General features: G+C 58.4%; 28 protein-coding genes. 25 read left to right on the top strand and 3 right to left on the bottom strand.

Translation table 11 applies throughout. The features are described 5' to 3' along the window. The 17 genes from secY to D7D26_RS06420 all read left to right on the top strand — a co-directional run bounded on the left by secY (position 1) and on the right by D7D26_RS06420 (position 12,206). Positions 1-1,287, top strand: a complete 1,287-nt coding sequence (gene secY, locus D7D26_RS06500) for a preprotein translocase subunit SecY (RefSeq protein ID WP_078015866.1) — start codon at positions 1-3, stop codon at positions 1,285-1,287. 12 nt (positions 1,288-1,299) lie between these two features. Next, a complete protein-coding gene (locus D7D26_RS06495) occupies positions 1,300-1,950 on the top strand; it encodes an adenylate kinase (protein ID WP_078015867.1) in 651 nt (216 codons plus the stop codon). After that, a complete protein-coding gene (gene map, locus D7D26_RS06490) occupies positions 1,947-2,717 on the top strand; it encodes a type I methionyl aminopeptidase (protein WP_120372503.1) in 771 nt (256 codons plus the stop codon). Before D7D26_RS06495 ends, map begins: the two co-directional genes overlap by 4 nt. A gap of 31 nt (positions 2,718-2,748) precedes the next feature. Beyond that, the gene (gene infA, locus D7D26_RS06485; RefSeq protein ID WP_009165402.1) at positions 2,749-2,970 is read left to right on the top strand and encodes a translation initiation factor IF-1; all 222 of its coding nucleotides are present in this window, start codon (positions 2,749-2,751) and stop codon (positions 2,968-2,970) included. A 65-nt stretch (positions 2,971-3,035) separates the two neighbouring features. Next, entirely contained in the window at positions 3,036-3,161 is a 126-nt protein-coding gene (gene rpmJ, locus D7D26_RS06480; RefSeq protein ID WP_009165401.1) for a 50S ribosomal protein L36, read from the top strand. 5 nt (positions 3,162-3,166) lie between these two features. Further along, positions 3,167-3,547, top strand: coding sequence for a 30S ribosomal protein S13 (rpsM, locus tag D7D26_RS06475; protein ID WP_009165400.1), 381 nt, complete (start codon positions 3,167-3,169; stop codon positions 3,545-3,547). 18 nt (positions 3,548-3,565) lie between these two features. Next, positions 3,566-3,949: a 30S ribosomal protein S11 gene (rpsK, locus tag D7D26_RS06470; protein WP_009165399.1), complete on the top strand. Its 384-nt coding sequence runs from the start codon at positions 3,566-3,568 to the stop codon at positions 3,947-3,949. 92 nt (positions 3,950-4,041) lie between these two features. Continuing rightward, positions 4,042-5,049 (top strand): DNA-directed RNA polymerase subunit alpha, encoded by a 1,008-nt coding sequence (locus tag D7D26_RS06465; RefSeq protein WP_078015869.1) that lies wholly within the window; start codon positions 4,042-4,044, stop codon positions 5,047-5,049. A gap of 6 nt (positions 5,050-5,055) precedes the next feature. Next, a complete protein-coding gene (gene rplQ / locus D7D26_RS06460) occupies positions 5,056-5,409 on the top strand; it encodes a 50S ribosomal protein L17 (RefSeq protein WP_078015870.1) in 354 nt (117 codons plus the stop codon). Between the two features lie 12 nt (positions 5,410-5,421). Further along, a complete protein-coding gene (locus tag D7D26_RS06455; RefSeq protein ID WP_233543486.1) occupies positions 5,422-6,264 on the top strand; it encodes an energy-coupling factor transporter ATPase in 843 nt (280 codons plus the stop codon). Then, a complete protein-coding gene (locus tag D7D26_RS06450; protein WP_120372500.1) occupies positions 6,240-7,100 on the top strand; it encodes an ATP-binding cassette domain-containing protein in 861 nt (286 codons plus the stop codon). Before D7D26_RS06455 ends, D7D26_RS06450 begins: the two co-directional genes overlap by 25 nt. Next, complete coding sequence (locus tag D7D26_RS06445; RefSeq protein ID WP_078015873.1) at positions 7,097-7,906, top strand: energy-coupling factor transporter transmembrane component T family protein; 810 nt, start codon at positions 7,097-7,099, stop codon at positions 7,904-7,906. Before D7D26_RS06450 ends, D7D26_RS06445 begins: the two co-directional genes overlap by 4 nt. After that, positions 7,906-8,649 carry a tRNA pseudouridine(38-40) synthase TruA gene (truA, locus tag D7D26_RS06440; protein WP_120372499.1) on the top strand — a complete coding sequence of 248 codons (744 nt, stop codon included), beginning with the start codon at positions 7,906-7,908 and terminating at the stop codon, positions 8,647-8,649. Before D7D26_RS06445 ends, truA begins: the two co-directional genes overlap by 1 nt. 92 nt (positions 8,650-8,741) lie before the next feature. Beyond that, the gene (gene mreB, locus D7D26_RS06435) at positions 8,742-9,785 is read left to right on the top strand and encodes a rod shape-determining protein (protein WP_120372498.1); all 1,044 of its coding nucleotides are present in this window, start codon (positions 8,742-8,744) and stop codon (positions 9,783-9,785) included. An 11-nt stretch (positions 9,786-9,796) separates the two neighbouring features. Continuing rightward, positions 9,797-10,297, top strand: a complete 501-nt coding sequence (locus tag D7D26_RS06430) for a YkgJ family cysteine cluster protein (RefSeq protein WP_446737515.1) — start codon at positions 9,797-9,799, stop codon at positions 10,295-10,297. Continuing rightward, positions 10,276-11,529 (top strand): DUF3084 domain-containing protein, encoded by a 1,254-nt coding sequence (locus tag D7D26_RS06425; RefSeq protein ID WP_120372496.1) that lies wholly within the window; start codon positions 10,276-10,278, stop codon positions 11,527-11,529. The genes D7D26_RS06430 and D7D26_RS06425 overlap by 22 nt, the downstream gene beginning before the upstream one ends. Then, entirely contained in the window at positions 11,526-12,206 is a 681-nt protein-coding gene (locus D7D26_RS06420) for a ComF family protein (protein ID WP_120372495.1), read from the top strand. Before D7D26_RS06425 ends, D7D26_RS06420 begins: the two co-directional genes overlap by 4 nt. A 147-nt stretch (positions 12,207-12,353) precedes the next feature. On the opposite strand, the gene D7D26_RS06415 is transcribed toward D7D26_RS06420, so the two are convergent. Beyond that, positions 12,354-13,316 (bottom strand): IclR family transcriptional regulator, encoded by a 963-nt coding sequence (locus tag D7D26_RS06415; RefSeq protein ID WP_120372494.1) that lies wholly within the window; start codon positions 13,314-13,316, stop codon positions 12,354-12,356. Positions 13,317-13,738: 422 nt separating this feature from the next. Between D7D26_RS06415 and D7D26_RS06410 the strand changes: the two genes are divergently transcribed. The 4 genes from D7D26_RS06410 (at position 13,739) to D7D26_RS06395 (ending at position 19,896) form a co-directional block, all read left to right on the top strand. Further along, positions 13,739-15,058 carry a Na+/H+ antiporter NhaC family protein gene (locus tag D7D26_RS06410; protein WP_120372493.1) on the top strand — a complete coding sequence of 440 codons (1,320 nt, stop codon included), beginning with the start codon at positions 13,739-13,741 and terminating at the stop codon, positions 15,056-15,058. Continuing rightward, entirely contained in the window at positions 15,055-16,674 is a 1,620-nt protein-coding gene (locus tag D7D26_RS06405; RefSeq protein WP_120372492.1) for an amidohydrolase, read from the top strand. Before D7D26_RS06410 ends, D7D26_RS06405 begins: the two co-directional genes overlap by 4 nt. Positions 16,675-17,138: 464 nt before the next feature. Then, complete coding sequence (locus tag D7D26_RS06400; protein WP_120372491.1) at positions 17,139-18,350, top strand: M20 metallopeptidase family protein; 1,212 nt, start codon at positions 17,139-17,141, stop codon at positions 18,348-18,350. A gap of 28 nt (positions 18,351-18,378) precedes the next feature. After that, complete coding sequence (locus tag D7D26_RS06395; protein WP_120372490.1) at positions 18,379-19,896, top strand: ABC transporter substrate-binding protein; 1,518 nt, start codon at positions 18,379-18,381, stop codon at positions 19,894-19,896. Between the two features lie 278 nt (positions 19,897-20,174). On the opposite strand, the gene D7D26_RS12910 is transcribed toward D7D26_RS06395, so the two are convergent. Further along, positions 20,175-20,372 (bottom strand): helix-turn-helix domain-containing protein, encoded by a 198-nt coding sequence (locus D7D26_RS12910; protein ID WP_120372489.1) that lies wholly within the window; start codon positions 20,370-20,372, stop codon positions 20,175-20,177. A 273-nt stretch (positions 20,373-20,645) separates the two neighbouring features. Between D7D26_RS12910 and D7D26_RS06385 the strand changes: the two genes are divergently transcribed. The 4 genes from D7D26_RS06385 (at position 20,646) to D7D26_RS06370 (ending at position 25,642) form a co-directional block, all read left to right on the top strand. Continuing rightward, positions 20,646-21,371, top strand: coding sequence for a sulfite exporter TauE/SafE family protein (locus D7D26_RS06385; RefSeq protein ID WP_120372488.1), 726 nt, complete (start codon positions 20,646-20,648; stop codon positions 21,369-21,371). Positions 21,372-21,433: 62 nt separating this feature from the next. Continuing rightward, positions 21,434-22,915, top strand: coding sequence for a S10 family serine carboxypeptidase-like protein (locus D7D26_RS06380; protein ID WP_120372487.1), 1,482 nt, complete (start codon positions 21,434-21,436; stop codon positions 22,913-22,915). A 150-nt stretch (positions 22,916-23,065) separates the two neighbouring features. Beyond that, positions 23,066-24,043, top strand: a complete 978-nt coding sequence (locus D7D26_RS06375) for an alpha/beta fold hydrolase (protein WP_120372486.1) — start codon at positions 23,066-23,068, stop codon at positions 24,041-24,043. Between the two features lie 90 nt (positions 24,044-24,133). Continuing rightward, positions 24,134-25,642: an ABC transporter substrate-binding protein gene (locus tag D7D26_RS06370; protein ID WP_342447425.1), complete on the top strand. Its 1,509-nt coding sequence runs from the start codon at positions 24,134-24,136 to the stop codon at positions 25,640-25,642. 55 nt (positions 25,643-25,697) lie between these two features. Here D7D26_RS06370 and D7D26_RS12615 read toward each other — a convergent pair. Continuing rightward, positions 25,698-25,888: hypothetical protein (locus tag D7D26_RS12615; RefSeq protein ID WP_233543484.1), on the bottom strand; the 191-nt coding region annotated here is incomplete at its 5' end.

Genomic DNA, 25,888 nt, shown 5'->3' with positions numbered 1-25,888 from the left:
GTGGCTGATACCTTCCGCGACGTATTCAAACTTCCGGATCTCAAAAGGCGCATTCTCTTCACCTTGGGAATGCTGTTTGTTTTCCGCCTGGGCGCTCACATTCCTACGCCGGGCATCAACTCGGCGGCGATGTCGCAGCTTTTTGAAGGAAGTGGCGTTCTCGGTTTCCTTGACCTGTTTGCCGGTGGTGCGCTGAGAAGGTTCAGTCTTTTCTCGCTTGGTGTGGCGCCTTACATCAACGCGAGCATTGTTTTGCAGTTGGCCGCTGTCATTTTCCCCACGCTTGAGCGTCTTCAGAAAGAAGGTCCGCAGGGGCAGAAGAAAATGACGCAGTATACGAGGTACGGAGCGATCTTCTTCGCGTTTGTGCAGGCGGTCGGCATGGCCATGTGGCTGCGCCGCGCCGGGGTTCTTGCTGCGTCGGGACTTGATTTCTTTGTCGCTGTCATTACGGCGGTGACGGGATCGGTGGCCGTGATGTGGCTTGGCGAAGAAATGACCGATCACGGCATCGGCAACGGCATTTCCCTGCTGATCTTTGCCGGTATCGTTGCCCGTCTTCCCGAGGCTGTGATCCAGACGCTTTCGATGGTCAGCTCCGGTGAAATGAACGTGGTCACGCTGATTCTGGCGCTCGCCGTCATGGTCGCTGTTCTGGCGGGCGCGGTGCTCCTTGAACAGGGGCAGCGGCGTCTTCCCGTTCAGTACGCGAAGCGCGTCGTCGGCAACCGCGTCTACGGCGGACAGAGCAGCTTTATTCCGCTGCGTGTCAACATGGGCGGCGTCATGCCGATCATCTTTGCCTCGTCGCTGCTGATTTTCCCTTCGACGGTGCTTCGCCTTTTCCACGGCACAGAGCGGCTGGCGAATTATTTCGCGCCCGGCAGTTGGCTTTACACGGTCCTGTATGTAGTGCTGATCGTCTTCTTCAGTTTCTTCTACACGGCCATGGTCTTCAATCCGAGCGACATCGCGGACAACATGAAGAAAAACGGCGGCTTCATTCTCGGAATCCGTCCGGGCAAGCCTACGTCAGACTACATCGAAAAGATCGCCTCCCGCATCACGCTGGTGGGGTCGGTCTTTCTCGTCGTGGTCGCTCTTGTCCCCGATCTTCTGACCAACGTGTTCGGCATCACGAGTTTTTACTTTGGCGGAACGTCCGTCCTGATCATCGTGGGGGTGGCGCTGGAGATCGTCGAGCAGGTCAACAGTCAGCTTTTGATGCGCAACTATGAGGGCGTCCTCAAGCGTGCCAAGAGCGGCCGGGGATTGCTTCGCTTCTAGGGAGGACGGGAGATGAGGATTATTCTTGTCGGACCTCCCGGCGCAGGCAAAGGCACTCAGGCTGAGAAGATTGTCGCGAAGTACGGTGTCGCCCACATCTCCACGGGCGACATCCTTCGCGCCAACGTCACGGCTGGCACGGAGCTTGGCAGAAAAGCCAAGTCCTTCATGGACGCCGGCGCTCTTGTGCCTGACGACGTGATCGTCGGCATGATGCGCGGCCGACTCGCTGAAGACGACTGTCGGAAAGGATTCATCCTCGACGGTTTCCCCCGCACCGTTCCTCAGGCCGAAGCGCTGACGGCGCTTCTGGCGGAGATGGGGATCGAGCTTGACGGTGTGATCCTTCTCGACGTGGACGACGAAACGGTCGTCGAACGTTTGTGCGGACGCCGCATGTGCAAGAAGTGCGGCCGGATCTTCCATGTCTCTTTCAAGCCTTCTGCGAAGGGAGACCGCTGCGATTCATGCGACGGCGAGCTCTACCAGAGGGACGACGACAGGGAAGAAGTGATCCGTCAGCGTCTGGCCGTGTATCATGATCAGACGGCTCCTCTTGTCGATTATTACGGCAAGGCGGGGCTTCTGCTCAGAATCGACGCTGCCGAAGCCGGAGACCAGGTTTTAAGCCGTATCGAAGCCATGCTTGAGAGGCGTGCATGATCTCTCTCAAGTCCGTTGGCGATATTGAGAAGATGCGCCATGCCGGTGCGATTCTTGCCGATCTTCTGATGAACTTGAAGGGGATCGTCAAACCCGGCATGACGACGGCCGATATTGATCGATATGCCGAAGACTTTATCAGGAAGAACGGCGCCGTTCCTTCCGAAAAGGGGTACGCGGTGCCGGGGATTTCTGAGCCTTATCCTGCTTCGGTCTGCACGTCGGTCAACGACGAAGTGGTCCATGGGATCCCCAGCGACAAACGGATCCTTGAGGACGGCGACATTGTCAGTGTCGATGTCATGGCCTGTTATCAGGGCCTCCACGCTGATGCGTGCTACACCTACGCGGTGGGCGACATTTCGCCGCAGAGGCAGGCGCTGCTTGACGTAACACGGGAAAGTCTGGATCGCGCGATCGCCAAGGTGAAAGCCGGAGCGACTCTCGGAGACATCGGAAACGCTGTGGAGTCTTTTGTGATTCCCAAAGGTTATGGCATAGTGCGGGAATATGCAGGACACGGAATTGGGCGTCATCCCCATGAGGCCCCGTCGGTCTTGAACTACGGTGAGCCCGGCACGGGAGTAACTCTTTTGAAGGGGATGACGATCGCCATCGAACCCATGATCATGTGCGGCGGCGAGACCCTGAAAGATGGAACGGACGGTTGGCTTGTTTCGACAGCCGACGGTTCTGATGCGGCCCATTTCGAAAAAACCGTCCTCGTCACGACGGACGGAGCAGAAATCCTGACTCCCTGGCACTAACCGGGATCTTTGAGGAGGTTCGTAAGGTTCCATGGCTAACAAGGACGATGTGATCGAGGTCCACGGCGAAGTTGAAGAGCCCTTGCCCAACGCCATGTTTCGCGTCAGGCTTGAGACGGGCCAGGTGATTCTGGCTCATGTTTCGGGAAAAATGAGGATGCATTTCATCCGTATTCTTCCCGGCGACAAGGTGTTGTTGGAATTGTCGCCTTACGACCTGACCAGAGGGCGGATCACTTACCGCTACAAGTAGTCGATATGCTGCCTCTGCGGCTGTTTGCAGCCGGGAGCGGAATGTCCATGAGGAGTGTGCAAACTATGAAGGTTAGATCATCTGTTAAACCCATTTGTGAGTATTGCCGAGTGATCAAGCGCAATGGCGTCATCCGCGTCATCTGCAGCCGCGATCCTCGTCATAAACAGCGTCAGGGAGCTAGGAGGTAACCGGTATGGCTCGAATTGCAGGAGTTGATCTTCCCCGCGACAAGCGTGTTGAGATCGGCCTCACCTACATCTATGGCATCGGTCTGAGCACGGCTCGTGAGATTCTCAAGAAGACTGGCGTGAACCCGGATACGCGCGTCAAGGATCTCACCGAAGAAGAAGCCCAGCTGCTTCGTTCCGAAATCGTCAACAATCACAAGGTGGAGGGCGACCTTCGCCGTGAGGTGTCCATGAACATCAAGCGGTTGATGGACATCGGCTGTTATCGTGGTATCCGTCACCGCCTGGGGTTGCCCTGCCGCGGCCAGCGCACCAAGACGAATGCCCGCACGTGGAAGAACCGCAAAGGACGTTCACGTCCCGTTGCCGGTAAGAAGACCGCATAACCAAGGGAGGTAACGTTCGTGGCCAATCGCACACAGCGTAAGAAGGAAAAGAAGAATATCAGCTACGGAGTCGCTCATATCTTCTCGACGTTCAACAACACCATCGTGAGCATCACCGACAAGGGCGGCGCTCTGCTGGCGTGGGCGTCGGGCGGCAACGTCGGTTTCAAGGGCGCCCGCAAGTCCACTCCCTTCGCCGCGCAGGTCGCTTCTCAGCAGGCCGCCAAAACGGCTCAGGATCACGGCCTTCGCGAGATCGACGTGGTCGTCAAGGGCCCCGGTCCAGGCCGTGAGTCTGCCATCCGCGCGCTTCAGGCCGTCGGCCTGCAGGTCAACTCCATCAGGGACGAGACCCCCATCCCTCACAACGGATGCCGTCCTCCCAAAAGACGCCGCGTCTAATACTTGTATTTTGTCGTTAAAGCTGCGTAGAATCCGTCGTAGCCTCAATCGGCTATGGAGTTATAGGAAGGGTGTGGGGATCTTTGGAGATTATGCGGCCTGAGATTCAAGTTGAAGAGTGTTCCAGTACCGCCGCGCGGCTGGTTATTGGTCCGCTCGAACGCGGTTATGGTCAGACGATAGGTAACGCTCTCCGTCGTGTGCTGCTTTCTTCGATCAAAGGAGCGGCGATCAGTGCGGTTCGCGTTGAAGGCGCTCAGCACGAGTTTACGACGATCCCCGGCATGAAGGAAGACGTTATCGAGCTGCTGCTGAATCTCAAGCACGTGCCTGTCCGCTCCCATAGCGCCGAATACCGTACACTGAAGCTGGATGTGGAAGGCGGAAAGAAGGTTACGGCAGCCGATTTTCAGGAGGACAGCGACATCGAGTTCATAGATCCCGACGCGTACATCTGCACGCTGGCGGAAGGGCATTCGCTTTCGCTCGAAGTTTACATCGAGCAGGGCGTCGGCTACGCCACGGTGGATCGTCCGCGCCCGAGCTATTTACCGGTAGACGCTCTCATGATCGACGCCATCTATTCTCCGATCCTTCGCGTCAAGTACGAAGTTCAGAACGAACGCGTCGGCCAAAAGACGGACTATGAAAAAATCGTGATGAACGTCACCACGAATGGCGTCGTCGCTCCCGATATCGCCGTCGCCGAAGCGGCGAAACTGCTTCGCGAGTATTTCGACATCGTCATTCAGGAGCTTCGCAAGCTTCATCCCGCCGAGCTCGGACTGTTCGACGACGAAAGCGCGTCTCAGCCTTCCGGGAACAGTCAGGCTGGAGACGGCGCCGATAATCCGCCGGAGAATGCCCTGCTGAACAAACCGGTCAGGGAACTTGAACTTTCAATCAGAAGTGAAAACTGCCTGCTTCGCGGTGGCATTCATACCATTGGCGATCTTGTCAGCCGCAGTAAGGATGACTTGCTGAAGATCCGCAACCTGGGCAAGATCTCTCTTCGCGAGATCGAAGAGAAGATGACCAAGTACGGTATCGTCCTCAGTGACGACAAGGCAAGCGCAGAGAACTCAAGCAAGGAGGACTAAGTCCCTATGAGACATGGAGTTGCCCAGAGAAAGCTCGGCCGCAACGGCAGCCACAGACGCGCGATGCTGGCCAATATGGTCGCGAGCCTGATCCTTGAAGGCAGCATCGAGACCACGGTGACCCGCGCGAAGGAAGTTCGCCGCGTCGCCGAGCGTTTGATCACGCGCGCCAAGGGCGGCACGCTGCACGATCGCCGCATCGTCATTTCGCGCATGAACTACAAGGAAGCCGTCATCAAACTGTTTGACGACGTCGCTCCCCGTTTTGCGGATCGTCCCGGCGGATACACCCGTATCGTCCGTACCCGTTTTCGCGTCGGCGACGCGTCGCCCATGGCGGTCATCTCGCTGGTTGACTAAAAACGCCGGAAAATGGAACAAACCAATATGATCTCCCTGAGGGGTGTTGGCTATTCTTACTCCGACACGGGAAGGCCCGCGCTTGAGAACGTCAGTTTCGAAGTGCGGCAGGGCGAGTGGATCGCCCTGGTCGGCAGCAATGGCTCTGGGAAGTCCACGCTGGCCAAACACCTTAACGCCCTGCTCGTTCCGATGCAGGGCGCTTGTTTTATCTTGGGACGGGACTCCCGCGAGGAAGAAAATCTGTGGAAGATCCGCTCTTCCGTGTCGATGGTCTTTCAGAATCCCGAAAATCAGATCGTTTCCACGGTAGTGGAGGACGACGTGGCGTTTGGTCCGGAAAATCTCGGCCTGCCGGCGGCGGAGATCCGCCGCCGCGTGGACGAAGCCCTCAAAGTCTGCGGTCTTGCGGAGAAAGCCGGCAAGGCGGTCTACACGCTGTCCGGCGGGCAAAAGCAGCGTTTGGCCATTGCCGGCGCTCTGGCCATGGGCACGCAGTGTCTGGTGCTCGACGAGCCGACGGCGATGCTCGATCCCGAGGGGCGCCGGGAAGTGGGGACGCTGCTGCGCGAGCTGCATGGACGCGGCATCACGATCGTGCAGGTGACGCACCGCCTCGAAGAGGTGATCGGCGCCGATCGCGTGATCGTTCTCGATCAGGGGCGCTTCGCCTGGGAAGGCACGCCGGATCAGCTTTTCCGCCTGAAAGACATCGGCGCCCGCTGGGGACTGGAAGTGCCGCCCGTCGTGATTCTTCGGGAGCGGCTCGTCGCCGCCGGGCTGATAGTAAAAGATACTCCGCCGACGGCGGAGGGGATAGGAACGGCTTTATGTCTATCGTCGTCGAAAATTTAAGCCACATTTACCATGAAAACACTGCCCTCCAGACGGCAGCTCTGGAGGGTGTTTCGCTGTCGATCGAACGCGGTCACTGGACCTCGTTCATCGGCCATACGGGCAGCGGCAAGTCGACGCTGGCTCAGCACCTGAACGCGATCCTGCGCCCTACGTCGGGTTCGGTGACGGTGGACGGCGCGGCGATCCTGCCGGAGAAAAAACGGGAGAAGACCGATTTTCGCGAGATCCGCCGCAAGGTGGGGCTGATCTTCCAGTATCCCGAGCAGCAGCTTTTCGAGGAGACGGTGCGCGAGGAGCTGGCTTTTGCGCCGCGCAACTGGGGCGTGCCGGAGTCCCGGATCGGCGAGCTGACGGCGGGGGCGCTGCGCGCGGTGGAACTCGACGATTCTTATCTGGAGCGCAATCCTTTCGGCCTCTCCGGCGGCGAGAAGAGGCGCGTGGCGATCGCTTCGGTGCTGACCTGCGCGCCGGATTATCTGGTGCTCGACGAGCCGACGGCGGGACTGGACGAGCGCGGCCGGGCGGCGCTGCTGAAGCTGCTGGACCGTATCCACCGCGAGGGCACGGGGATCGTGCTGGTCACTCACGATCTGGAGATCGCCTTTTCGCGCAGCGACCGCATTCTCGTGCTCGACCACGGGCGCTGCGCCGGTCTGGGCACGGCGGACGAGATCGCGGTGCAGCTGTACCGGCGGCCGGTTTCGGGGCTGGTGCTGCCTGAAGTGATGCTGACGGCGCTGAAGCTGCGCGAGCGCGAACTGCGCGCGCCGCTGACCTGCGATGCCGAAAGGCTGGCGCAGGCGCTGATCCGCGAGAGGAGGCGGGGGCGTTGAAGTTTCTTGAGAACATGAGTTTCGGGCAGTACGTGCCCGCCCGTTCGTGGGTGCATCGCCTCGACCCGCGCGCCAAGGTGGGCGCGCTGGCACTGCTGCTGACGGGGATATTCATGGCGGGGCGCCCCTACGATTGGATCCTCTGGGCGGCGGTGCTGTGGCTCTGCGCGGCGCTGGCGCAGACGAACGTGGCGTTTTTGCTGCGTTCGATCCGCACGGTGCTGTTCCTGATCGTTTTCACGGCGCTGCTGAATCTGTTCTTCGCGTCGGGGGAGCCTCTGTGGCAGTGGGGGATCTTCCGCGTCAGCCGGGAAGGCGTCGAGCTGGCCTGGACGATGGCGCTGCGGCTGACGCTGCTGGTGCTGTTCGCCAATCTGCTGACGCTGACGACCAGTCCGATGGCGCTGTCCGACGGGCTGGAGAGTCTCTTTTCGCCGTTCAAGCGCTTCGGCTTTCCGGCGCACGAACTGGCGATGATGATGACGATCGCGCTGCGCTTCATCCCCACGCTGCTGAGCGAGACGGACCGCATCCTCAAAGCGCAGCTGGCCCGCGGCGCGGACCTTGACCGCGGTTCGGTCGTCAGGCGCATGAAGGCGTTCATCCCCGTGCTGGTGCCGCTGTTCGTGATCGTCTTTCAGCGCGCCGACGATCTGGCGGTGGCGATGGAAGCCCGCTGTTACCGCGGCGGCGAGGGGCGGACGCGCATGAAGCCGTTTCGCTGGCGGGCGGCCGACACGGCGGCGCTGGTTTTCTGCGCGCTGCTGATCGCCGGCCAGAAGCTGCTGAACTGGGTGGTCGGCTGATGCCGCGCTATTCCTGCGTGATCAGCTACGACGGCGGCAAGTTCTGCGGCTGGCAGACGCAGCCCAACGGCGCCACCGTTCAGGAGTCGCTGGAGCGGGTCCTGTCGCTGCTGAACGGTTCGCCGGTGAAGGCAACGGGCGCAGGGCGCACGGACGCCGGCGTGCACGCGCGCGGACAGACGGCTTCCTTCCTGATGGACCGGAGCTGGGAGCCGCGGCGGCTTTTGCTGGCGCTGAACGCGAATCTGCCCGAGGGCGCGGCGGTTGCGTCGGTACGGGAGCGCCCGTTCGAGTTCGACGCGCGGCGCGACGCGCTGTGGCGCGAATACGCCTTTTTCGTGTGGCGCGGTTCATTCTGCTATCCGATGATGAAGCCCTACGTGTGGTGGAAAAAAAAGGACGACTGGGATCATGATCTGATCCGCCGCGGCTGCGCGCTGCTGGAGGGACGGCACGATTTCAGCGCGTTCTGCCGGGCCGGCGACCTGCCGGAAAACGCGGTGCGGCGCATGCACTTCGTGCGCTATATTCGCCGCGGCCGGCTGTCGGTCTTCCGCATCCGCGGCGACGCTTTTTTGACCAACATGGTGCGGATCATGGTTGGCAATCTGGACGCCGTCGCTTCGGGACGCCGGCCGCTCTCGTGGCTGGCCGCGCTGCTGGATGGCGCGAGCCGCAGCGACTCGGCGATGACGGTGCCGCCGGACGGGTTGTTTTTCTGGAAGGTTGGCTACAAGGACTAAAATAGGGTACAATAGAACAGTTTTGGAGAATGTGTTCTGACCCCCGTACGATTCAAAAGCTGACCAACTTCAGAAGGGAGGCTCTTCCTAAAATGTTTTCCCTGGGCAACGACATCGGCATCGATCTCGGCACCGCCACGGTGCTTATCTATATGAAAGGCAAGGGCATCGTGCTGCGCGAGCCTTCGTGCGTGGCGGTCGATCAGGATACGGGGCGTATCCTGGCCGTCGGCTACGAGGCGAAAAACATGGTGGGGCGCACGCCGGGCAACGTAGTGTCGGTACGCCCGCTGCGCGACGGCGTGATCGCCGATTATTCGATGACGGAAGCGATGATGCGCTACTTCATGAGGAAGATCAACCGCGGCCTGCACCGCTATTTCCGCAGCCGCGTGATGATCTGCGTGCCGTCGGGCGCGACCGACGTGGAGCGCCGCGCCGTGCTCGAGGCGGCGGTGGAGGTGGGCGCCCGCGACGCCTATCTGATCGAGGAACCGATGGCTGCGGCCATCGGCGCCGACCTGCACGTGGAGGAATCGCGCGGCAAGATGGTGGTCGACATTGGCGGCGGCACCACGGACATCGCCGTGATCTCGCTGGGCGGCTGCGTTATCTCCAAATCGCTGCGCATCGGCGGCGACAAGCTCGACGAGTGCATCATGCGCTACCTGCGCAAGCAGTACAATCTGGCCATCGGCGAGCAGATGGCGGAGAACCTGAAGATCATGATCGGTTCCTGCCTGCCCGACGGCGAGGAGAACAACATGACGCTGAAAGGCCGCGACCTGGTTCAGGGGCTGCCCCGCCAGATCGAGATCAACAGCCGCAGCGTGTGCTCGGCCATCATCGAGCGCATCCAGGCCATCGTCGACGGCGTCAAGAACGTGCTGGAGATGACGCCGCCCGAACTTTCCGCCGACATTATCGACCAGGGCATCGTGCTCACCGGCGGCGGCGCGTTGCTGCGCGGCCTGCCCGAACTGATCAGCCGCAGCACCGGCATCAAGTGCGTCGTGGCCGATCGCCCCGCCGAGTGCGTGGCGCTGGGCACCGGATTGGCGCTGGCCAACATCGGCAAGCTTTCGGAGAAGGGGCAGGGCAGTTTTCTGTTCTCGGCCCGCCGTCAGCGAAAATGATCGAGACGACCTTGCCGGACGTTGAAGGGATCTCTTCAGGCCCCCGCAGAACCGCTCGGGAACTTCCCTGGTGGGCCTGCGGGGGCCTTCGTTTTGAATGTCTGGGGTGCGGCCGTTGCTGCCGAGGCGCTTCCGGCGGGATCTTCATGCGCCCCGTCGAGGAGCGGCGCATCGCCGCCGCGCTGAATCTGACGGCGGAACAGCTGCGTTCGCGCTTCGAGACGACGCGCTGGCGCTTTCCCAGCCTGAGAGAGACGGGCTGCGGCCGCTGCGTCATGAACGGCGACGACGGACGCTGCCGCGTTTACGCTTGCCGTCCCGTCGAGTGCCGCACCTGGCCGTTCTGGCCGGAGCTGCTCGAATCGCCGCAGGCCTGGCAGGCGGCGGCTCACCGCTGCCCCGGCATGGATTCCGGGCCGCTATGGAGCCCGCGACGCATCGCCGCCGTGCTGGCGGCTCATGAAAATTACGCGGAGAAACTCTCCCGCGAATGGAGAAAGGAGGCTCGCTGATGGAAGAAAGCCTGTGGGAGCTGCTCACTGAAGTCAACTGGAAAATGATCGCGCTGACGCTCCTGGCCGGCGGCGTGTTGTCGATCATCGGCGACCGCGTCGGCATGAAATTCGCCAAACGCCGCGTGACGCTGTTCAACCTGCGTCCGAAGTACACCTCGTCGATCCTGACCGCCTGCACGGGCATGCTGATCTCGCTGTGCGTCATCGCCATCCTGGCCGTCGTTTCCGAATCGGTGCGCACCAGCCTGTTCTCCATGCAGTTCATCCAACGCCAGATCGTCGATCTGACGCGGCAGCTGCAGGACAGCCGCAACGAACAGCAGATCTCTTCGCTGTTGATCGTCGAGGCGCAGCAGCAGCTCACCAGCAAGGAAAAAGAGCTGGACGACCTGCAGACCCGGGCCGACGCGCTGCGCAAGACCACGGAAGAGATGCAGGCCGAACGCGACCGTCTCACCCAAGAACGCGCCAGGCTCGAAGAGGACGTGAACCGGATCCGCACGACGCTGGGCAAACTTCAGGAAGGGCGTATCGTCGCCTTCTCCGACGAGCGCCTCGGGCAGGAAGTGATCCCCGAAGGCGTCGCCAGCGAGGCGGAAGCCCGCAGGTACCTGGACCGTCTCAACGAGCGCGTGCGCTTTGAAGTGGCCCGCCGTTCCGACGCCGTGCCTGCCTCGATCTCCCTCGAAGAGGATCCCGAGTCGCTGCAGAACGCCATGCAGCGCATCCTCGCCTATGACAGCCGCAAAGTCGTGCGCGCCATGGTGCCGCAGAACATCGCCGCTGGCGAGACGGTGCGCGTCGTCTACCGCGTTTACGAGAGTTCGCTGGTTTTTCGCAAGGAGGAAGCGCTGATTACCCGCGTGCTGCGTTTCAAACCGAGCGCCGAGCAGGCCGAGACCATGCTCAGCTACATGCTGCGCGAGCTGAACCGCATGGCGACATCCAGCGGCATCCTCAACGATCCGCTGACCGGCATGGTCGGCGGCATCCCCGCCAACGACTTTTACGACGGCGTCGAGCGCCTCGCCGCCGCGAAAGCGCCGCTGCGCGCCACCCTGCTGGCCGCCCGCGACATCTACAGCGAAGGTCCTGTGAGCGTGAAAATTGTCGTGGAACAGAACGTGAGCCTCGACAACCTCGATTCACTGGACGAAGAGCTGCCCGATCTTACCGCCGCGGAGCGGGGGAATTCTTCCGTACTGGCGAAGACGACGGGCCGAAAATGAACTGGCCGCCTGTCGCCGAACTGCTGGGCCATCTGCTGATGCCGGAAAGCTGCCCCGTCTGCGGAAAACTGGCCTCCCCGCTCTGCCCCGAATGCCTGGAAAAAATTTCCGCTCCCGAGCCGCCCCTGCCGCACTGCCTGTGCTGCGACGGAGCTTCGCCCTGCAAACGCCACGGCCGGCGCTATGAAGCGCGCGCCCTGACGCTGCACAAAGGCGAGGCGCGCGAGCTGCTGCTGACGGTCAAGTACGGCGGCTCCGGCGTGGCGGCGCGGAAAATGGGCGTTGCGTTGACCCGGCTGGTCGGCGAAAATGAGCGTCGGGGCGGATGGACCATCGTCCCCATTCCGCCGCATCCGCGCGTATGCTTTTTTCCTCGCGGCGACAGCCACCTGCAGTGGATGGCCCGCGGCCTTGCCGGCGCCCTCGGCGTGCCCGTGCGGGAATGCCTGCGCTGGAAGGAAAAACGCACGCCGCAGAAGCAGCAGCCCGATTCGCAGTCACGCCGCGCCATGCCCGAAGACAGCTTCGTCTGCGCCGGCGCGGCGCCCGAACGAGTCTTCCTGCTCGACGACGTCAGCACCACAGGCACCACACTGCTGCGCGCCGCCCAGTGCCTCTACGGCGCCGGAGCGCAGCAGGTGATCAGCCTGTGCTGGAGCGTCGCCTGGCGGGCGTGAGGCACAAAACAAACGGCTCCGCGCTCAAAGCGGCGAGACCAACGAGCATACGTTCGTTGATCTCGCCGCTTTGAGCGCGGAGCTGTTTTTTTCAAAAATTCTGCGTGCCGCGAAGTATGGAAGGTCACAACGTTTTTGTACGTATTACTACAGAGAATCACTGTACAGCTCCGTCAGAGCTTTTGCTGTTTCCACGAGGGCCTGACAGTTTTTGAGGGCAGACGTCTGACTTTCGGAAGATGGGTAAATGTATTGTATGGCGCCGATGGCCGCTCTCCCGCGAGGGACGATAACGGCCGCGACGTTGGATATTCCCATTTGGTATTCGTCCTGGGACACGTCATATCCCTTTTCTCTCGTCGTTTCGACACGGAGGTAAAGATGTTCCAGCGTCTTTATCGTGCAAGGAGTAAAGGGCGTGATTTTTGAGAGATCCCAAAGTTTTTTGATCCGGTCGTTGTCGTAGGTAGAGAGGATGGCGATGCCGGCGGAGCAGGCGTACATCGGCACACGGAATGCGGGAAGATCAACCATCGCCTTTTCTCTCCAGTTCCCCGTTCGTGCGACAGAGATCACGTCGAACATCTCGGGTACGCACAAAGAGACGGTACGGAAGGTGCTTGATGATAATTTTTCCAGAAACGGAAACGCCGCTCGTATAAATGTTTGTCCTGCGAGATATTTTGTGCCGAGTTCGTGAATTTTGTAGCTGAGCTTGTACCTTCCGCTATTTTCTTTGCGGTTCAGAACATAGCCGAGAGAAATCAACGAGCGCAGCAAACGGTGGACGGTGCTGCTGCTTAGGCCGGACTCCTCCGAGATCTCGGTGAGATACAGTCCCTGCGAATTTTTTGCGAGCAGCTCAAGAATCGCAAAGGTTCTCTCTACTGACTGCAATGCTTCATGATAATTATATTCGTTGGACAACGCAAGATCTCCTTTGCAAAAAAAATCTTTTAGGCAGTATATACCAAATTGACGGCCAGGGCAACGTCTGTCGGTGATTTTCTTACCCCTTATCCAAAACGGGACGGTGTTTTTTGCGTTGTTTGGCAGGAGGTAAAAGTTATACACTTTTTGAGAGCAGCAATCGCCGGCATTTGTGTCCATGGCGTCGAATCAGTTTTTCTTTTGCGCGTATAGTGATTTAGCACAATATCATTTTGGTTGTTATATTTTACAGAATTTTATTTTTAGATATTGACATAAAATGTTCATTATGTATAGAATTCTGCTTAGCGAAAAATTAATCCCATAAAGGGGAATTTTTTAGTCATGAGTCGGACGGATGATTGTATAATTTGCGATGTCTTACGGAGGATGAACTCGTTTGCGCCGGCTGGCATCTGGTGGCATTTTGCAAAAAACGACAGGCGCTTTGCGGGGATCATTCGCGCGGGGCCGCGTCGGCGGCCGGATTCTCGATGCGACCCGTTTTGTGCAGCCATCCGGCGCGACGCTGCGGAATACTTGCCCGTAAGCGCGCCGGGCCGGCATTTTTGTGACAGCGTAACGAAAGGAGATCGTTTTACGTGGAAACTTACGGCGCTTTATCCCTTATCCCCATATTTGTTCTGTTCGCCATGGCGTTCTCGACGAAAAGGTCGCTTGAGCCCTTGTTCGTGGCGGCGATCGTCGGCCATATCATCATTTACAAAGCGAACTTCGCAACGGCCTGGATCGACTCTCTCTACAAGGTAATGTGCAGCAAGCATATGGTATGGCTGATTCTCGTGGTAACGCTCTTCGGCAGTCTGATCGCGCTGCTGGAAAAGTCGGGCGGCCTCGGCAGCTTCGCGTCGCTGGCCCGAAAATATGCCACGAGCCGCAAGAAGTCTCTCGTGATCACGTGGCTGCTGGGAAGCATCTTCTTTTTGGACGATTACCTGCATAACCTGACGACTGCTTCCACGATGAAGTACATCACCGATTCCCGCGGCGTCAAACGGACGGAGCTTGCCTACGTCGTCAACTCCAACGCCGGCAACCTCTGCTGCCTCATGCCGATCTCTTCGTGGGTCGTGTTCTTCGCCGGGCTGCTGGAGACGTCGGGATTCGTCGTCGGGTCGGCGACAAGCACTTATCTGCGCTGCATCCCTTATCTGTTCTACTGCTGGATCGCGATCATCATCTCGTTCCTCTTCGCGCTGGGCGTCGTTCCCGCGATCGGTCCGATGAAAACCATCGATCCCGAGCTGCTCAACAGCGAGGACGAGCCCGCGGCCGAAAACGGCAGACGTAACGTCTGGAACTTCTTGCTGCCGGTCGTGACGCTTGTGGGCGTGACCATTGCCTGCGACAACGAAATCCTCTACGGCGTGATGGCCGCTCTGGCCGTCTGTGCGGTCACGTTCCTCCTCACCAAGACGATGCCTTACGACGAATTCTTCAAGGTCTTCATGCAAGGCATGAAAAACATGGTGTTCATCGACGTGCTGCTGATCGTGGCCTTCACGCTCAAAGAGGCCAACGACACGCTGAAGCTGGCCCCGTACATCATCGGCGTCGTCAAACCGATCATGAAGGGCGGTTTGCTCCCGGCGGTTACTTTTGCAGTCTGCATCATTTACGCGTACTTCACCAGCTGCTTCTGGAGCATGGCGGCCGTGATGCTGCCCATCGTCATCCCGCTGGCGCAGGGGATCGGCGTCAACGTGTATCTCGTGCTCGGCGCGGTCTTCTCCGCCGCGGCCTTCGGCAGCCAGAGCTGCCTGTTCTCCGACGCGCTGATCATGTGCTCCGCCGCCACGAACATCTCGACGGCCGATCATGGCGTCACGACGCTGCCCTACGCGCTGATCGGCGCGGCCCTTTCTTTCGTTCTCTTCCTGGTCGGAGGGTTCGTGTTATGATTATGGATCTGGTATTGAAAAGCGACGCCGTCTTCACGGGGCTCAAAGACGGCCCCGAGCGTTTGGCAGTCGGCGTCAGGGGCAACCGGATCGAAAAGGTCTGTCCGCCCGAAGAGATGGCCTCGTATATAGGCTCTGAAACGGACGTGAGAGATTACGGCAGTCAGCTGATCATGCCGGGTTTTTTCGACGGGCACGAGCACGCGTTTCTGGGCGGCATTTTCGGCAGAGCCGCCGATCTGAGCGGTTGCGCTTCCGAGCAGGAAGCGGCGCAGCGCGTCAAGGACTTTGCGGACGCGCACCCCGAGCTGTCCTGGATTATCGGCACGGACTGGTCGAGCATCGCTTGGGGGCAGGCGCAGCATCCCCGCAAGGAAACTCTGGACGCGCTTCTGCCCGATACGCCGGTTTACCTGATCGACACGGAAGGGCATTCCGCCTGGCTCAATTCCGCCGCCATCAAGCTCAGCGGCGTTGCGGACGTCGAAGAGTTCGGCGGCGACCTCGTCGCACGCGATCCCGACGGCTCGCCCGCCGGCTATATCGCCGAGACGCCGATGCTCATGGTTGCCCGACTGGCCTTCGACATGCCCATGCCGGTGCAGGAGGTCATTTTTGACGAATTTCAGCGCCGCACGGCTTCCCTGGGCATCACCTCGGTCAGCAACATCCAGTGTTACCAAGGTTCGGACATCGACGTGGGCAACGTCGCCGTGGTGAAGCAGTTCGAGCGGGAGGGGCGTCTCAACGTCCGCTTTTTCTTCGCCGCCGGCCTGACCGGGGATCTGGAGCGCGCGCGTCGTCTGCGGCAGGAATACGACAGCGACAAGGTGCGTTTTTCCGGTCTGAAGCACATCGTCGACGGAACGGCGACGGGCTGGACGGCGCTGCTGCTCGAACCTTACGCGGACAAGCCCGATTCCGTCGGCTCCAGCAGGATCCCGGCGGAAGAACTGGCTCGCAGAGTGGCGGATGCCGACCGCGAAGGTTTCCGGGTGAGGATGCACGCCTGTGGCGACGGTTCCGTGCGGCGGGCGCTGAACTGCTGCGAGCTGGCCCAAAAGCGCAACGGCAAGCGCGATTCCCGGCACACGATCGAGCACATCGAGATCATCGCCAAAGAAGACATCGGCCGCTTCGCTCAACTGGGCGTGGTGGCGTCGATGCAGCCGGATCATATCGGCGTCTGCGAAAAGTTCGCGGATAATCCCTATTTCGCCCGGCTGGACGAACGCCGCGCCGCGGAGACGTGGCCGATCCGTTCGATTTTGGAAACCGGCGCGCACATGCAGTTCGGCACGGATTTCCCGATTTACGACAATAATCCCATGCTGGCCCTTTATCGGGGCACGACCCGCCTGTTCAACGACGGCCAGCCGGAAGGCGGCTGGAACCCGGGCGAGAAGGTCACGATGGCGCAGCTTCTGAAAGGCTATACGGCCGGCTCCGCCTACGGCGCTTTCATGGAAGACCGGCTCGGCACTCTGGAAAAGGGAAAGTATGCGGACATCGTCGTGCTGGATCATGATCTGTTTTCGCTGGACGACCCGCATGAAATTCTGGAGACCGCGCCGGTCCTGACCCTTATGGACGGACGTATCGTATACGAGAGATAAAATCACGTTGTGAAGAAAGCTACCTCAAACTTGCGCAGCAAAGTTGAGGTGGCTTTTCTATGATCTCGAGGAGAAGATAAGCGGGATTTGTTCACTGCGTTCCATACTCATCTTTCGGTTTTAGATAAAAAAGACTCCCTTTCTCATGAAGATGTTGAACACTTGTTTTATCGGCTTTTCGCCAGACTGCGGAGAAATGATGTGTGGCGTTTCTGAACGTCGAAGGCATCGGCGACGGCGTCCATGTCAAGAAAAGCGAAACGCCTTGCCCAAGGGCGATATCCTTGTCCGTTATCGGAAACATGGCGAGGTTTATATGCTCGAGGGGGCGTCTTGGGACGGCTCCGGCGGCGAAACTTGATTGTCGAAAAAAATATTGACATTTTTCTAACATACAGTAGAATGTTTTATAAATAATTATTATTTTAGTGATATTCCGTATTTTTATTCCAGGAGGTCCCGCGATGTTGTGCAGCTACCGCCGCGACAGACTCGCACAACGGCTGAAGGAGATTGCACCGCAGCTGATCGAGTGGCGTCATCAGATCCATCGGAATCCGGAATTGAGCTTCCGCGAGGTGAAGACCTCCGCGCTGGTGGAAGAGCAACTGAAGAAAATGGATATGGACTCGATCCGGCGGGTCGGGAGGTCGCAGACAGGCATTCTCGCCGTGCTGCGGGGAACGGGCACGGGACCGGACGTCTGCATCGCCGTCAGAGCCGATATGGACGCGCTGCCGATCCAGGAGCAGTCAGGCGTACCGTTCGTTTCCCAAAATGACGGCGTCTTCCATGGCTGCGGGCACGACACCCACACTGCGGCGCTGCTGGGCACGGCCTGGCTGCTCAGCGAATTTCGTAGCTGTTTCGCGGGGACGGTCAAGTTCTTTTTCCAGCATGCCGAGGAAGAGCTTGGCGGCGCGGCGGAATTCATCGAAGCGGGCGTGATGGAAGATCCTGTCGTGGACGCCGTGTTGGCGCTTCACGCGCTGCCCGACATCTATGTCGGCGAGATCGGCGTGAGAGACGACTTCATGACGGCGGGCGTCGATATCCTCAAGATCACCGTCGAAGGCAAAAGGGCGCATGGAGGCTATCCTCATTACGGCGTCGACACGATCCTGGCCGCTTCGACGATCGTCACCGTGCTCATGAGTCTGGGGTCGCGCGAGCTGGCTCCCACCGATTGCGCGCTGGTGACTTTCGGCAGTATCCATGGCGGCATTTCCAATTCTTATATCGGCGCCCCGGTGATATTGGAAGGCAGCGTCCGCTACCTTCGCGACGAGACGCACGACCGTTTCCGGCGCCGTGTGCGCGAGATCGCCGAAAGCATCGGCGCGGGACTGCGCGCGAAAGTGACCGTGGAGATCGAGCCGGAAAGCATTCCCTCTGTGGTCGCCAGAAGCTGGGTCGACCGGGTACGCCGTGCCTGCGCGCAGGTGAAGTCGGTGACGAACGTTGTCGATCTTCCTTCTCCCGCCATGGGCGGCGAAGATTTTGCGCTTTTCCTGAAAAAAGCGCCGGGGACGCTCTTCCGCCTGGGGTGCCGTTCGCCGGGCGGGGCCCACTGTCCCACCCATTCGGTCAACTTTTACGCCGACGACCGCTCGATCCCTATCGGGGCGGAAGTCATGACCACTACGGTGCTTAACGCGCTCACGGGTTCGGAGTGATGTTTTTAAGGGGAGGCATTGAACGAAGATGAACGTGAAAAAGACCCTGTTGGTTTCGACGTCGCTTTTGGTTTTTGCTGCGTCCTGCGCGGCGGCTGATCTGCAGACGCTTAACGTGGGAGTCCCCAACGACGCCAAGAGCATGGATCCGCTCAAGGCCGTCGATACGGTCTCCTTTGCCATGATCAAGCACATTAATGAAACGCTGGTGACAGTGGACGGCCAAACCAAGCAGCTGGTGCCCGTGCTGGCGGAACGTTGGGAAGTGCTTGATCCGCTGACCTATAAGTTTTATCTGAAAAAAGGCGTTAAGTTCCACAACGGCGAGGAGTTTACCGCTGACGACGTGGTGTTCTCGTTTCAGCGGGCTCTTTCAAATGAATCCGTTTATGCCAAATCAAAGGCCAAGTACATTGATCCGCAGGGATTCCAGGTGATCGACCGGCATACGCTGATCGTGAAGACGCTGACGCCTTTCGGCGGTTTTCTGGAATCGATGAAGCATCCCTATGCCAGTATTTTCAACCGCAAAGCCGTTGCGGACGCCGGCGGCGATTACTTCAGGATGCCGGTCGGCACGGGGCCTTACAAGTTCAAGCGCTGGCTCAAGGGCGAGCGCGTAGAACTGGAGGCGTTCGGCGGCTATCATGGCGACAAACCCCATTCCCAACGCCTGAATTTTCTTACGATGGCCGACGACAGCAGCCGCGTCATCGCCCTTGAAACCGGCAAGGCCGACTTGATTTACAACGTGCCTGTGAACGATTTCGACCGTCTTGCCGAAGAAGGCCGCGTGAAGGTCGTCAAGGGGACCGGGCATAACCTCATTTATCTCGGCATGAATACTCAAAAAGGCGCTCTCAAGGATCCGCGCGTCCGCATGGCCATCGAGTACGCCATCGACAAGGAGGCCTTTGTCCGGGTGGTGTATCAGGGAAAAGCGGCGGTCCCCGACGGGCCGCTGGTTTCCTCCAGCAGCTTCGCTCCCGTCGACATTCGACGCTATCCCCGCGATCCCGTCAAAGCCAGACAACTTCTGAAAGAGGCCGGCTATGCCGACGGCCTGACGTTCGATCTGTGGATCACAACGCGCCAGGATTACGTGAACGGCGCGACCGTGCTTCAATCCATGCTTCAGGACGTCGGCGTCAAAGTCAACATCATCGTCATGGAGTCCGGCGTCTTCGACGACCGCGTCACGACCAATACGCAGACCCTGTTCATCAGCACATGGGGAATGCAGACGAACCGCGACGCGGGACAGTTCTGGCTGTCGCTGTTCCATTCCAGCAGCATTGGGACTACGAACTGGGCGGCGCTGGACGACAAGATCGTTGATGAGAACATCGAACTGGGCAACCGAAGCGTCGAACCGGCGGAACGCCAGGCGGCTTTTCAAAAAGTCTGGGCGCGGCTCGACGAGCTTCATCCGTTTGTTTCTTTGGCGGTCCCCAACGAACTTTACGGCGGACGCAAAGATCTTCGGGGCATGGAGGAGTTTTGCGACGGACGCCTGAACTACCTTGGGCGCGTGACGGTGGAATGAATTTTAACTGAGCTTTTTATTGAAAAGATACTCACTGATAAAATTGTGCAAGGCAACATTATTTGTCGGCCTTGCACAATTTTATTGGGCTTGCCTAAAAAACGTGAAATTGCTCAAATCGATTTAGCCATTTTATACTATTTATTAATTAAAAAGCCGAACATAAGGGCGCCGCGGGGAAGTTCGGTCGCTCGAACACACTCGCAGCGCCCAGAAAATTATGTTAATACTTTTCCGGGGTAACGCTTTTATGGAATAAAAGCGTTACCGTACCCGCTTTAAAGCCCTCTCGTCGTCAAGCTTTCACCTGGCATGGCAGGCCTTTCCGCGAGCATAGCAAGCGCTTTGCGCCGGGGAAGACGAATACGGCTCGGAGAAAAAGCATTCCGTTTCCGCTCTCCGGAGATCGTCGATTTATGACGTCCAAGGCGCCGTGCGCTCTCGGAGAGCCCTTTTCCGCCATTGGAAAGCGACATGAGCTTTTCGCGTTCGGATGGTGTAAGATGGGCATAGAAGCTCAGTCCTCCTCGTGATAAACGTCATTTTACTGGGATCTGCGAGGTTCTGCTTGTTTCTCGCGACGGTTGCTCTGATTTGTAAATCTAAGTGCCATTGCCAGTCAGGTATGAGATGAATGGATCCTGACTTGAGAACGGGCTCTCTTTATAAAGTCAGAGATTCCTTAAATGCTTTTGGTACGGAGGTTTCATGCCTACGGTAAAATTTCTGTAGAAAATGGAGATGGCGTTATGGATTGGATGCTCACTGCCATGATGATGGGGACAACGGTGGCCGGCGGAATCGTGGCCAGTGTGTGCGGCTTCGGTTTTGGCGCCGTGGCGATGGCCACATGGCCGTATTTTCTCTCCTATTCCCAGGCTGTAGCCGTTTCGGCGCTCTGTGGCGCCAGCACGGCTGTGATGATTGCCGTTCCTCACTGGCACAGGATCAACTTCAGAATTCTGCTGCCCTGTGCACTTTCGGGGCTGTTTTTTTCGGCGGCTTCGGTCGTACTGTCTCTCGGTGCGGCGGAAAGGATGATGGTGCATGCGCTTGGCGCGATGCTGATTGCCGTCAGCTTCTATTCCATTTTTCTCGGCGGCAGGATCCGCATCAAAGGGACACCTTTGACCGGTATGGTCGCCGGTGCCGTCGGCGGCGCGTGCGCCGGACTTTTCGCTGTCGGTGGACCTCCCGTCGCTATCTATCTGCTCTCGTCGACCCGCGACAATCAGGAGTACCGCGCCACGCTGAACGCCCATTTCTGCTTCACTTCCGGCGTCGCCACGTTCATGAGATGGCGCAGCGGCGTCATCACTCCCACGACGGTTCAGCTGTGGCTGCTGGTTGTCGCGGCGCTGGCATTTGGCATCTTTCTCGGCAACAAAATCTTCAAACGCCTCGACGCCCGTCGCCTGCGCCTCGCTGTGTACGGCTACCTGGCCGTCTCCGGCGTGACCATGTTGTTTAAGTAGCTCATGTCTGCGGGAAACGAGAGAAATTTCATCGAAGAGTGTGCCAGAGAAGGAGAATATCAATGATCACGAACGAACAATTTTTGCCGACGGAACCTTTTCTTGAGCCGCAGCGCGCCGAGGATGCGATCGCGCTGGAAGGACAGCGGCTGAAGTACGGCATCACGGCGGAGTATATCCCCGTTTACGACGACGAGGGCGCCGAACAGGCGCGCAGTTTCTGCGTCAGTTACGCTCTGACGGACGGCGGCGCGCAGCGGCCGGTGACTTTCGCCTTCAACGGGAAGCCGGGGACTTCGACGCTTTATCTGCACATGGCGGCGCTGGCGCCGAAAACGTTCAGCCTGACGGGGCAGGGCGAGGAGGCGCCGCGGCGGCCTTATATCGTTGGCGACAATCCCGGTACGATCCTCGATTTTTCCGATCTGATCTTCATCGATCCTGTGGGGACGGGATTCAGCTGCACTGTGAACCGCGAGAAGGAACGCCAGTATTACGGCGTGCGCCAGGACGTGGATGCGATCGCACGTATCATCCGCGCGTGGATGGCACGTCACGGGCGTTTCTCCTCGCCCGTGTTCATCGTCGGCGAGAGCTACGGCGGACTGCGCGGCAGCGGACTTGTGCTGCGGCTGCAGCAGATGCACATCATGCCGAGCGGTTTTGTGGCGGTGTCGCCGGCGTTGTCGTACGGCGAGCTGCATACGTCGATGCTGTACGAACACCATCTGGTGCACACGGTGCCGGCGCTGTGCGCGGCGGCGTGGTTCCACAAAAAGCTGGACGCCGATCTGCTGGCGCGCCCTCTTGAGGACGTGCGTGCCGAAGCGGCGGCGTGGGCGCAGAGCGAGTATCTGCTGTTTCTGTGGAAGGGCTGCGAGGCTTCGGCGGAAGAACGCAATGTCGTTCTGGAAAAGCTGCGCCGCTACACGGCGCTGAAAGCGCCGGATCTCGAAGCGCTGAATCTGCGCGTCGGCGACAAGCAGTTCGCGGGGCTGCTGCTCGCGGATCAAGGCCTTGTGACGAGCTACTTCGACGCGCGGCTGACTCATCCGGGGCGCGGCTTTGACGCTGCGGCTGACCCGCAGACGTTCAACATGTCGGCGGCCTGCTACGCGGCGTTTTACGAGTATTTCGGGCGCATCATGAAACTGCCGGAACACCGGGATTATCTCGTCTTCAATCCCCACGTGGACGGAGGCAGATGGGATTTTGCCAGCGGCTATCTGCCGACGGCCTCGGGCGCCGCGCCGCGCGCCGGCGGCTTTGCGTCCATGCTGGCGGACCTGTGCACGGCCATGAAGATGGATTCCCGTTTTAAGTTCTTCGCCTGCGCCGGGCAGTTCGACCTGCACTGCTCGATCGATACGACGCGCTACTGCCTGAACCACATGGACATTCCCGATGCTCTGCGTGTGAACGTTACCTTCAAAACCTACTGGGGCGGGCACATGTTCTATTCCAATCCCAAAGCACACGTGCAGTTCAGGCGCGATCTGAAGGAATTTTATGCTGTCGTGTTGGAAGAAAATATTGAGAAATAGCTGCGCGCGCAGCACGGAAGACGTGCCGTTGGAAGTTTGGGGTTGCTCTTGTGGTAGCGGTTCTTATAATCAAACTATGATTTTAAACCAGATAACTGGAATACACAGCTATGGTACTCATTCTTTGGAAGCAAGGAAGTGCGATGTTTTATGGGAATAATTTCCGTAAAGGAGCTGGGAAATTTTTACGTGAACGGTCATGAGGTAATTCTGCGAGGCCTACCGCACAAAACCTTTATTTGTCAGGACGGAACGACGCAGGATTTTGATCCCAACGGTCAGTACGAAGCGGGACAGATGTATGTTGAATATGTTAAGCTGGCTCAGCCGAAAGCCAAATATCCGCTGTTGATGTGGCACGGCGGAGGGCTGACCGGCGCCACTTGGGGCTCCACTCCCGACGGACGGGAGGGGTGGCGGAGTTTGTTTCTGCGTTATGGGCACGACGTTTACGTGAGCGATTCGGTGGAGCGGGGACGATCTTCCTGGGCGATGTATCCAGAGATTTACCGTACGCATCCGGAATTTACTACCAAAGCGGCCTGCTGGAGTAATTTCCGCATAGGACCGATCTTTGCCGAAGATCATTCGAAGCGTGTCTCGTATGAGAGGACTCAGTTTCCGGTAGATTATTACGACGAGTTCTGCAAACAGATCGTACCGCGCTGGCGCAGTATGGATGACTGGGCGCAGGACGCCTATAATAATCTGGTAGATCGGTTCGATGGCGGGTGCGTGATCATGGCTCACAGCCAGGGGGCCAATTTCGCCCTTCCGGCAGCCTTAGCTCATCCTGACAAGGTAAAGGGGCTGATCCTGTTGGAGCCAGCCCGTACTCCCGATCCTCAAACGACGGATTTTTCCGCGCTGAAGGAGATTCCTCAGCTTGTTCTCTGGGGCGATTTTATCAGGGTGACCGAACTCTGCGCGTGGACAAAAGCCGCCTATTTTAAAATCTATCCTGAATATTTTCGTATCATGAAAGAGCTCGGCGCGCCGATCAATTGGATCGATCTGCCGAAACGCGGTATTTTCGGTAATACGCATTTGCTGATGATGGACCGTAATTCGGCCCAGGTAGCTGAAATGGTTCAAAGTTGGATGACGGAGAAGGGGCTGATGAAGTAGAAATCCTATGGAGAGCGTCGACGAGGCAGTGTTGCGCAGGATGGTGTTTTCAGCAAATTTGAAACTTAATAAGTGAAAGAGGTGTCTTTTTTGAAGCTGAAATCATTGTTTTATGGTTTGGCAGTGAGTGCGTTTCTGGCGTCACGCGCCTTTGCCCGTGGAGACGAGATGGTTGTCGGCGTCGCCATCGACGCCAAGAATCTCGATCCGCAGAATTCAGTCGATACGTATTCTTTCTGTCTGACGAACCAAATTTACGAGACCTTATACACTGTCGACGGCAAAACTCGCAAATTGGTCCCTGTCCTTGCGGAAAACGTGGATGTTCTTGACGATAAGACCTATCGCTTTCACCTGAAGAAGGGCGTTAAATTCCACAACGGCGAAGAGCTTACCGCCGACGACGTGGTGTTTTCGCTCAAACGCGCCACTTCTCCCCAGTCGGTTTTCGCCGGTTCAAAAGGACGCTATATTGACCCCGACGGCTTCAAAATCGAAGACAAATATACGGTTATCGTGAAGACGCGGACGCCTTTTGGAGGGTTCCTTGAGTCGATGAAGCACCCTTATGCCTCGATTCTCAATAAAAAGGCCGTGGAGGAAGCCGGCAGCAACTATTCCATGCATCCCGTCGGTACCGGTGCTTTCAAGCTGGTCAAATGGACAAAGGGAGAGAAGTTGGAGCTGGCGCGTTTTGAAAATTATCACGGAACTAAACCCGTCTACAAGAAGCTGACTTTCCTGATTATCCCCGACGACAGTAACCGCGTTATCGCTCTTGAGACCGGCAAGGTCGATCTTATCTATGCTGTCCCCACGACGGAGTTTAATCGTCTTTCTCAAAGCGATAAAGTGCAGCTCGTTCGCGCTCCAGGACTTGTGCTTCATTACCTTGGTCTGAACACGCAATCGCCTCGGCTGGATGATCCTCGCGTAAGGCTTGCGATCGAGTACGCCGTCAACAAGGAAGCCTTGAATCAGGTAGTTTACGAAGGCAACTCCGCGCCGGCCGTCGGGCCGCTTCTGCCGGTATGCAGCTTCTATCCTGAAAATGCCCGTCCGTTCGGTTACGACCCGGAGAAATCAAAAGCGCTGCTAAAAGAGGCCGGCGTCAAAGATCTGAAACTCAGTTTGTGGGTCCTTAACCTTCAGGATCTGATCAACACTGCCACGGTGCTTCAGGCTATGCTGGCTCAGGTTGGCATAACGCTCGACATTCAGGTACTTGAAAACGGCGTCTTCAACGATCGGATGAAAACCGGCGGCTATGACATGTTCATCTATATGTGGGGCATGATGACCAACCGCGACGCCGCCGTCTACTGGCAATCGTTGTTCACCAAGGAAGCTATTGGCACGACCAACTTCACGCGTTTTGACGATCCTCAAACCAACGCATGGATCAAAGAAGCCACCGAAACCGTTGATACCGAAAAACGGAATAAAATTTTCCAGAAGATCTGGGATCGCATCGACGAATTGCATCCGTGGGTTTACTTGTCGATCCCCAGCGAACTGTACGGTGCTCAGAAGGATCTGGCGGGGGTAAACGATCTGTATGACGGCAAAATCAGCTTCCTCGGCAATCTGCATTATTAACAGCGAATGGGGAGCAGGAGGTCTGGTCGGTGTCGAAGGTCTCTCGACGGCAGGATTAATCCCCCCAGCGATCTGCATTATCTATCTCGGACTGTAGTGTCTTGTAGTGTCTGTAACGTCCTGAATAGCGTTTCTTCTGAAAAAATAACGCTGGCGGGGGGCGGCGGCGGCGGGGGGAGAGAATCCCCGGCCCGGCGGGGGTGTAGAGGATGGAAAAAAAAAAAAAGATATGAACGCCACCCCCGC

Origin of the sequence: Pyramidobacter sp. CG50-2 (assembly GCF_003612005.1) — a bacterium.
Taxonomy (GTDB): Bacteria; Synergistota; Synergistia; order Synergistales; family Dethiosulfovibrionaceae; genus Pyramidobacter.
Note: the sequence above shows the minus strand (reverse complement) of the source record. Positions and strands in the feature narration are given on the sequence as shown.

Coding starts and splice junctions, on each gene's coding strand:
- D7D26_RS06495 (WP_078015867.1), top strand. CDS start 1,300: ATGAGGATTATTCTTGTCGGACCTCCCGGCGCAGGCAAAGGCACTCAG.
- map (WP_120372503.1), top strand. CDS start 1,947: ATGATCTCTCTCAAGTCCGTTGGCGATATTGAGAAGATGCGCCATGCC.
- infA (WP_009165402.1), top strand. CDS start 2,749: ATGGCTAACAAGGACGATGTGATCGAGGTCCACGGCGAAGTTGAAGAG.
- rpmJ (WP_009165401.1), top strand. CDS start 3,036: ATGAAGGTTAGATCATCTGTTAAACCCATTTGTGAGTATTGCCGAGTG.
- rpsM (WP_009165400.1), top strand. CDS start 3,167: ATGGCTCGAATTGCAGGAGTTGATCTTCCCCGCGACAAGCGTGTTGAG.
- D7D26_RS06465 (WP_078015869.1), top strand. CDS start 4,042: ATGCGGCCTGAGATTCAAGTTGAAGAGTGTTCCAGTACCGCCGCGCGG.
- rplQ (WP_078015870.1), top strand. CDS start 5,056: ATGAGACATGGAGTTGCCCAGAGAAAGCTCGGCCGCAACGGCAGCCAC.
- D7D26_RS06455 (WP_233543486.1), top strand. CDS start 5,422: ATGGAACAAACCAATATGATCTCCCTGAGGGGTGTTGGCTATTCTTAC.
- D7D26_RS06450 (WP_120372500.1), top strand. CDS start 6,240: ATGTCTATCGTCGTCGAAAATTTAAGCCACATTTACCATGAAAACACT.
- truA (WP_120372499.1), top strand. CDS start 7,906: ATGCCGCGCTATTCCTGCGTGATCAGCTACGACGGCGGCAAGTTCTGC.
- mreB (WP_120372498.1), top strand. CDS start 8,742: ATGTTTTCCCTGGGCAACGACATCGGCATCGATCTCGGCACCGCCACG.
- D7D26_RS06425 (WP_120372496.1), top strand. CDS start 10,276: ATGGAGAAAGGAGGCTCGCTGATGGAAGAAAGCCTGTGGGAGCTGCTC.
- D7D26_RS06420 (WP_120372495.1), top strand. CDS start 11,526: ATGAACTGGCCGCCTGTCGCCGAACTGCTGGGCCATCTGCTGATGCCG.
- D7D26_RS06415 (WP_120372494.1), bottom strand. CDS start 13,316: ATGGACACAAATGCCGGCGATTGCTGCTCTCAAAAAGTGTATAACTTT.
- D7D26_RS06405 (WP_120372492.1), top strand. CDS start 15,055: ATGATTATGGATCTGGTATTGAAAAGCGACGCCGTCTTCACGGGGCTC.
- D7D26_RS06400 (WP_120372491.1), top strand. CDS start 17,139: ATGTTGTGCAGCTACCGCCGCGACAGACTCGCACAACGGCTGAAGGAG.
- D7D26_RS06395 (WP_120372490.1), top strand. CDS start 18,379: ATGAACGTGAAAAAGACCCTGTTGGTTTCGACGTCGCTTTTGGTTTTT.
- D7D26_RS12910 (WP_120372489.1), bottom strand. CDS start 20,372: ATGTCGCTTTCCAATGGCGGAAAAGGGCTCTCCGAGAGCGCACGGCGC.
- D7D26_RS06385 (WP_120372488.1), top strand. CDS start 20,646: ATGGATTGGATGCTCACTGCCATGATGATGGGGACAACGGTGGCCGGC.
- D7D26_RS06380 (WP_120372487.1), top strand. CDS start 21,434: ATGATCACGAACGAACAATTTTTGCCGACGGAACCTTTTCTTGAGCCG.
- D7D26_RS06375 (WP_120372486.1), top strand. CDS start 23,066: ATGGGAATAATTTCCGTAAAGGAGCTGGGAAATTTTTACGTGAACGGT.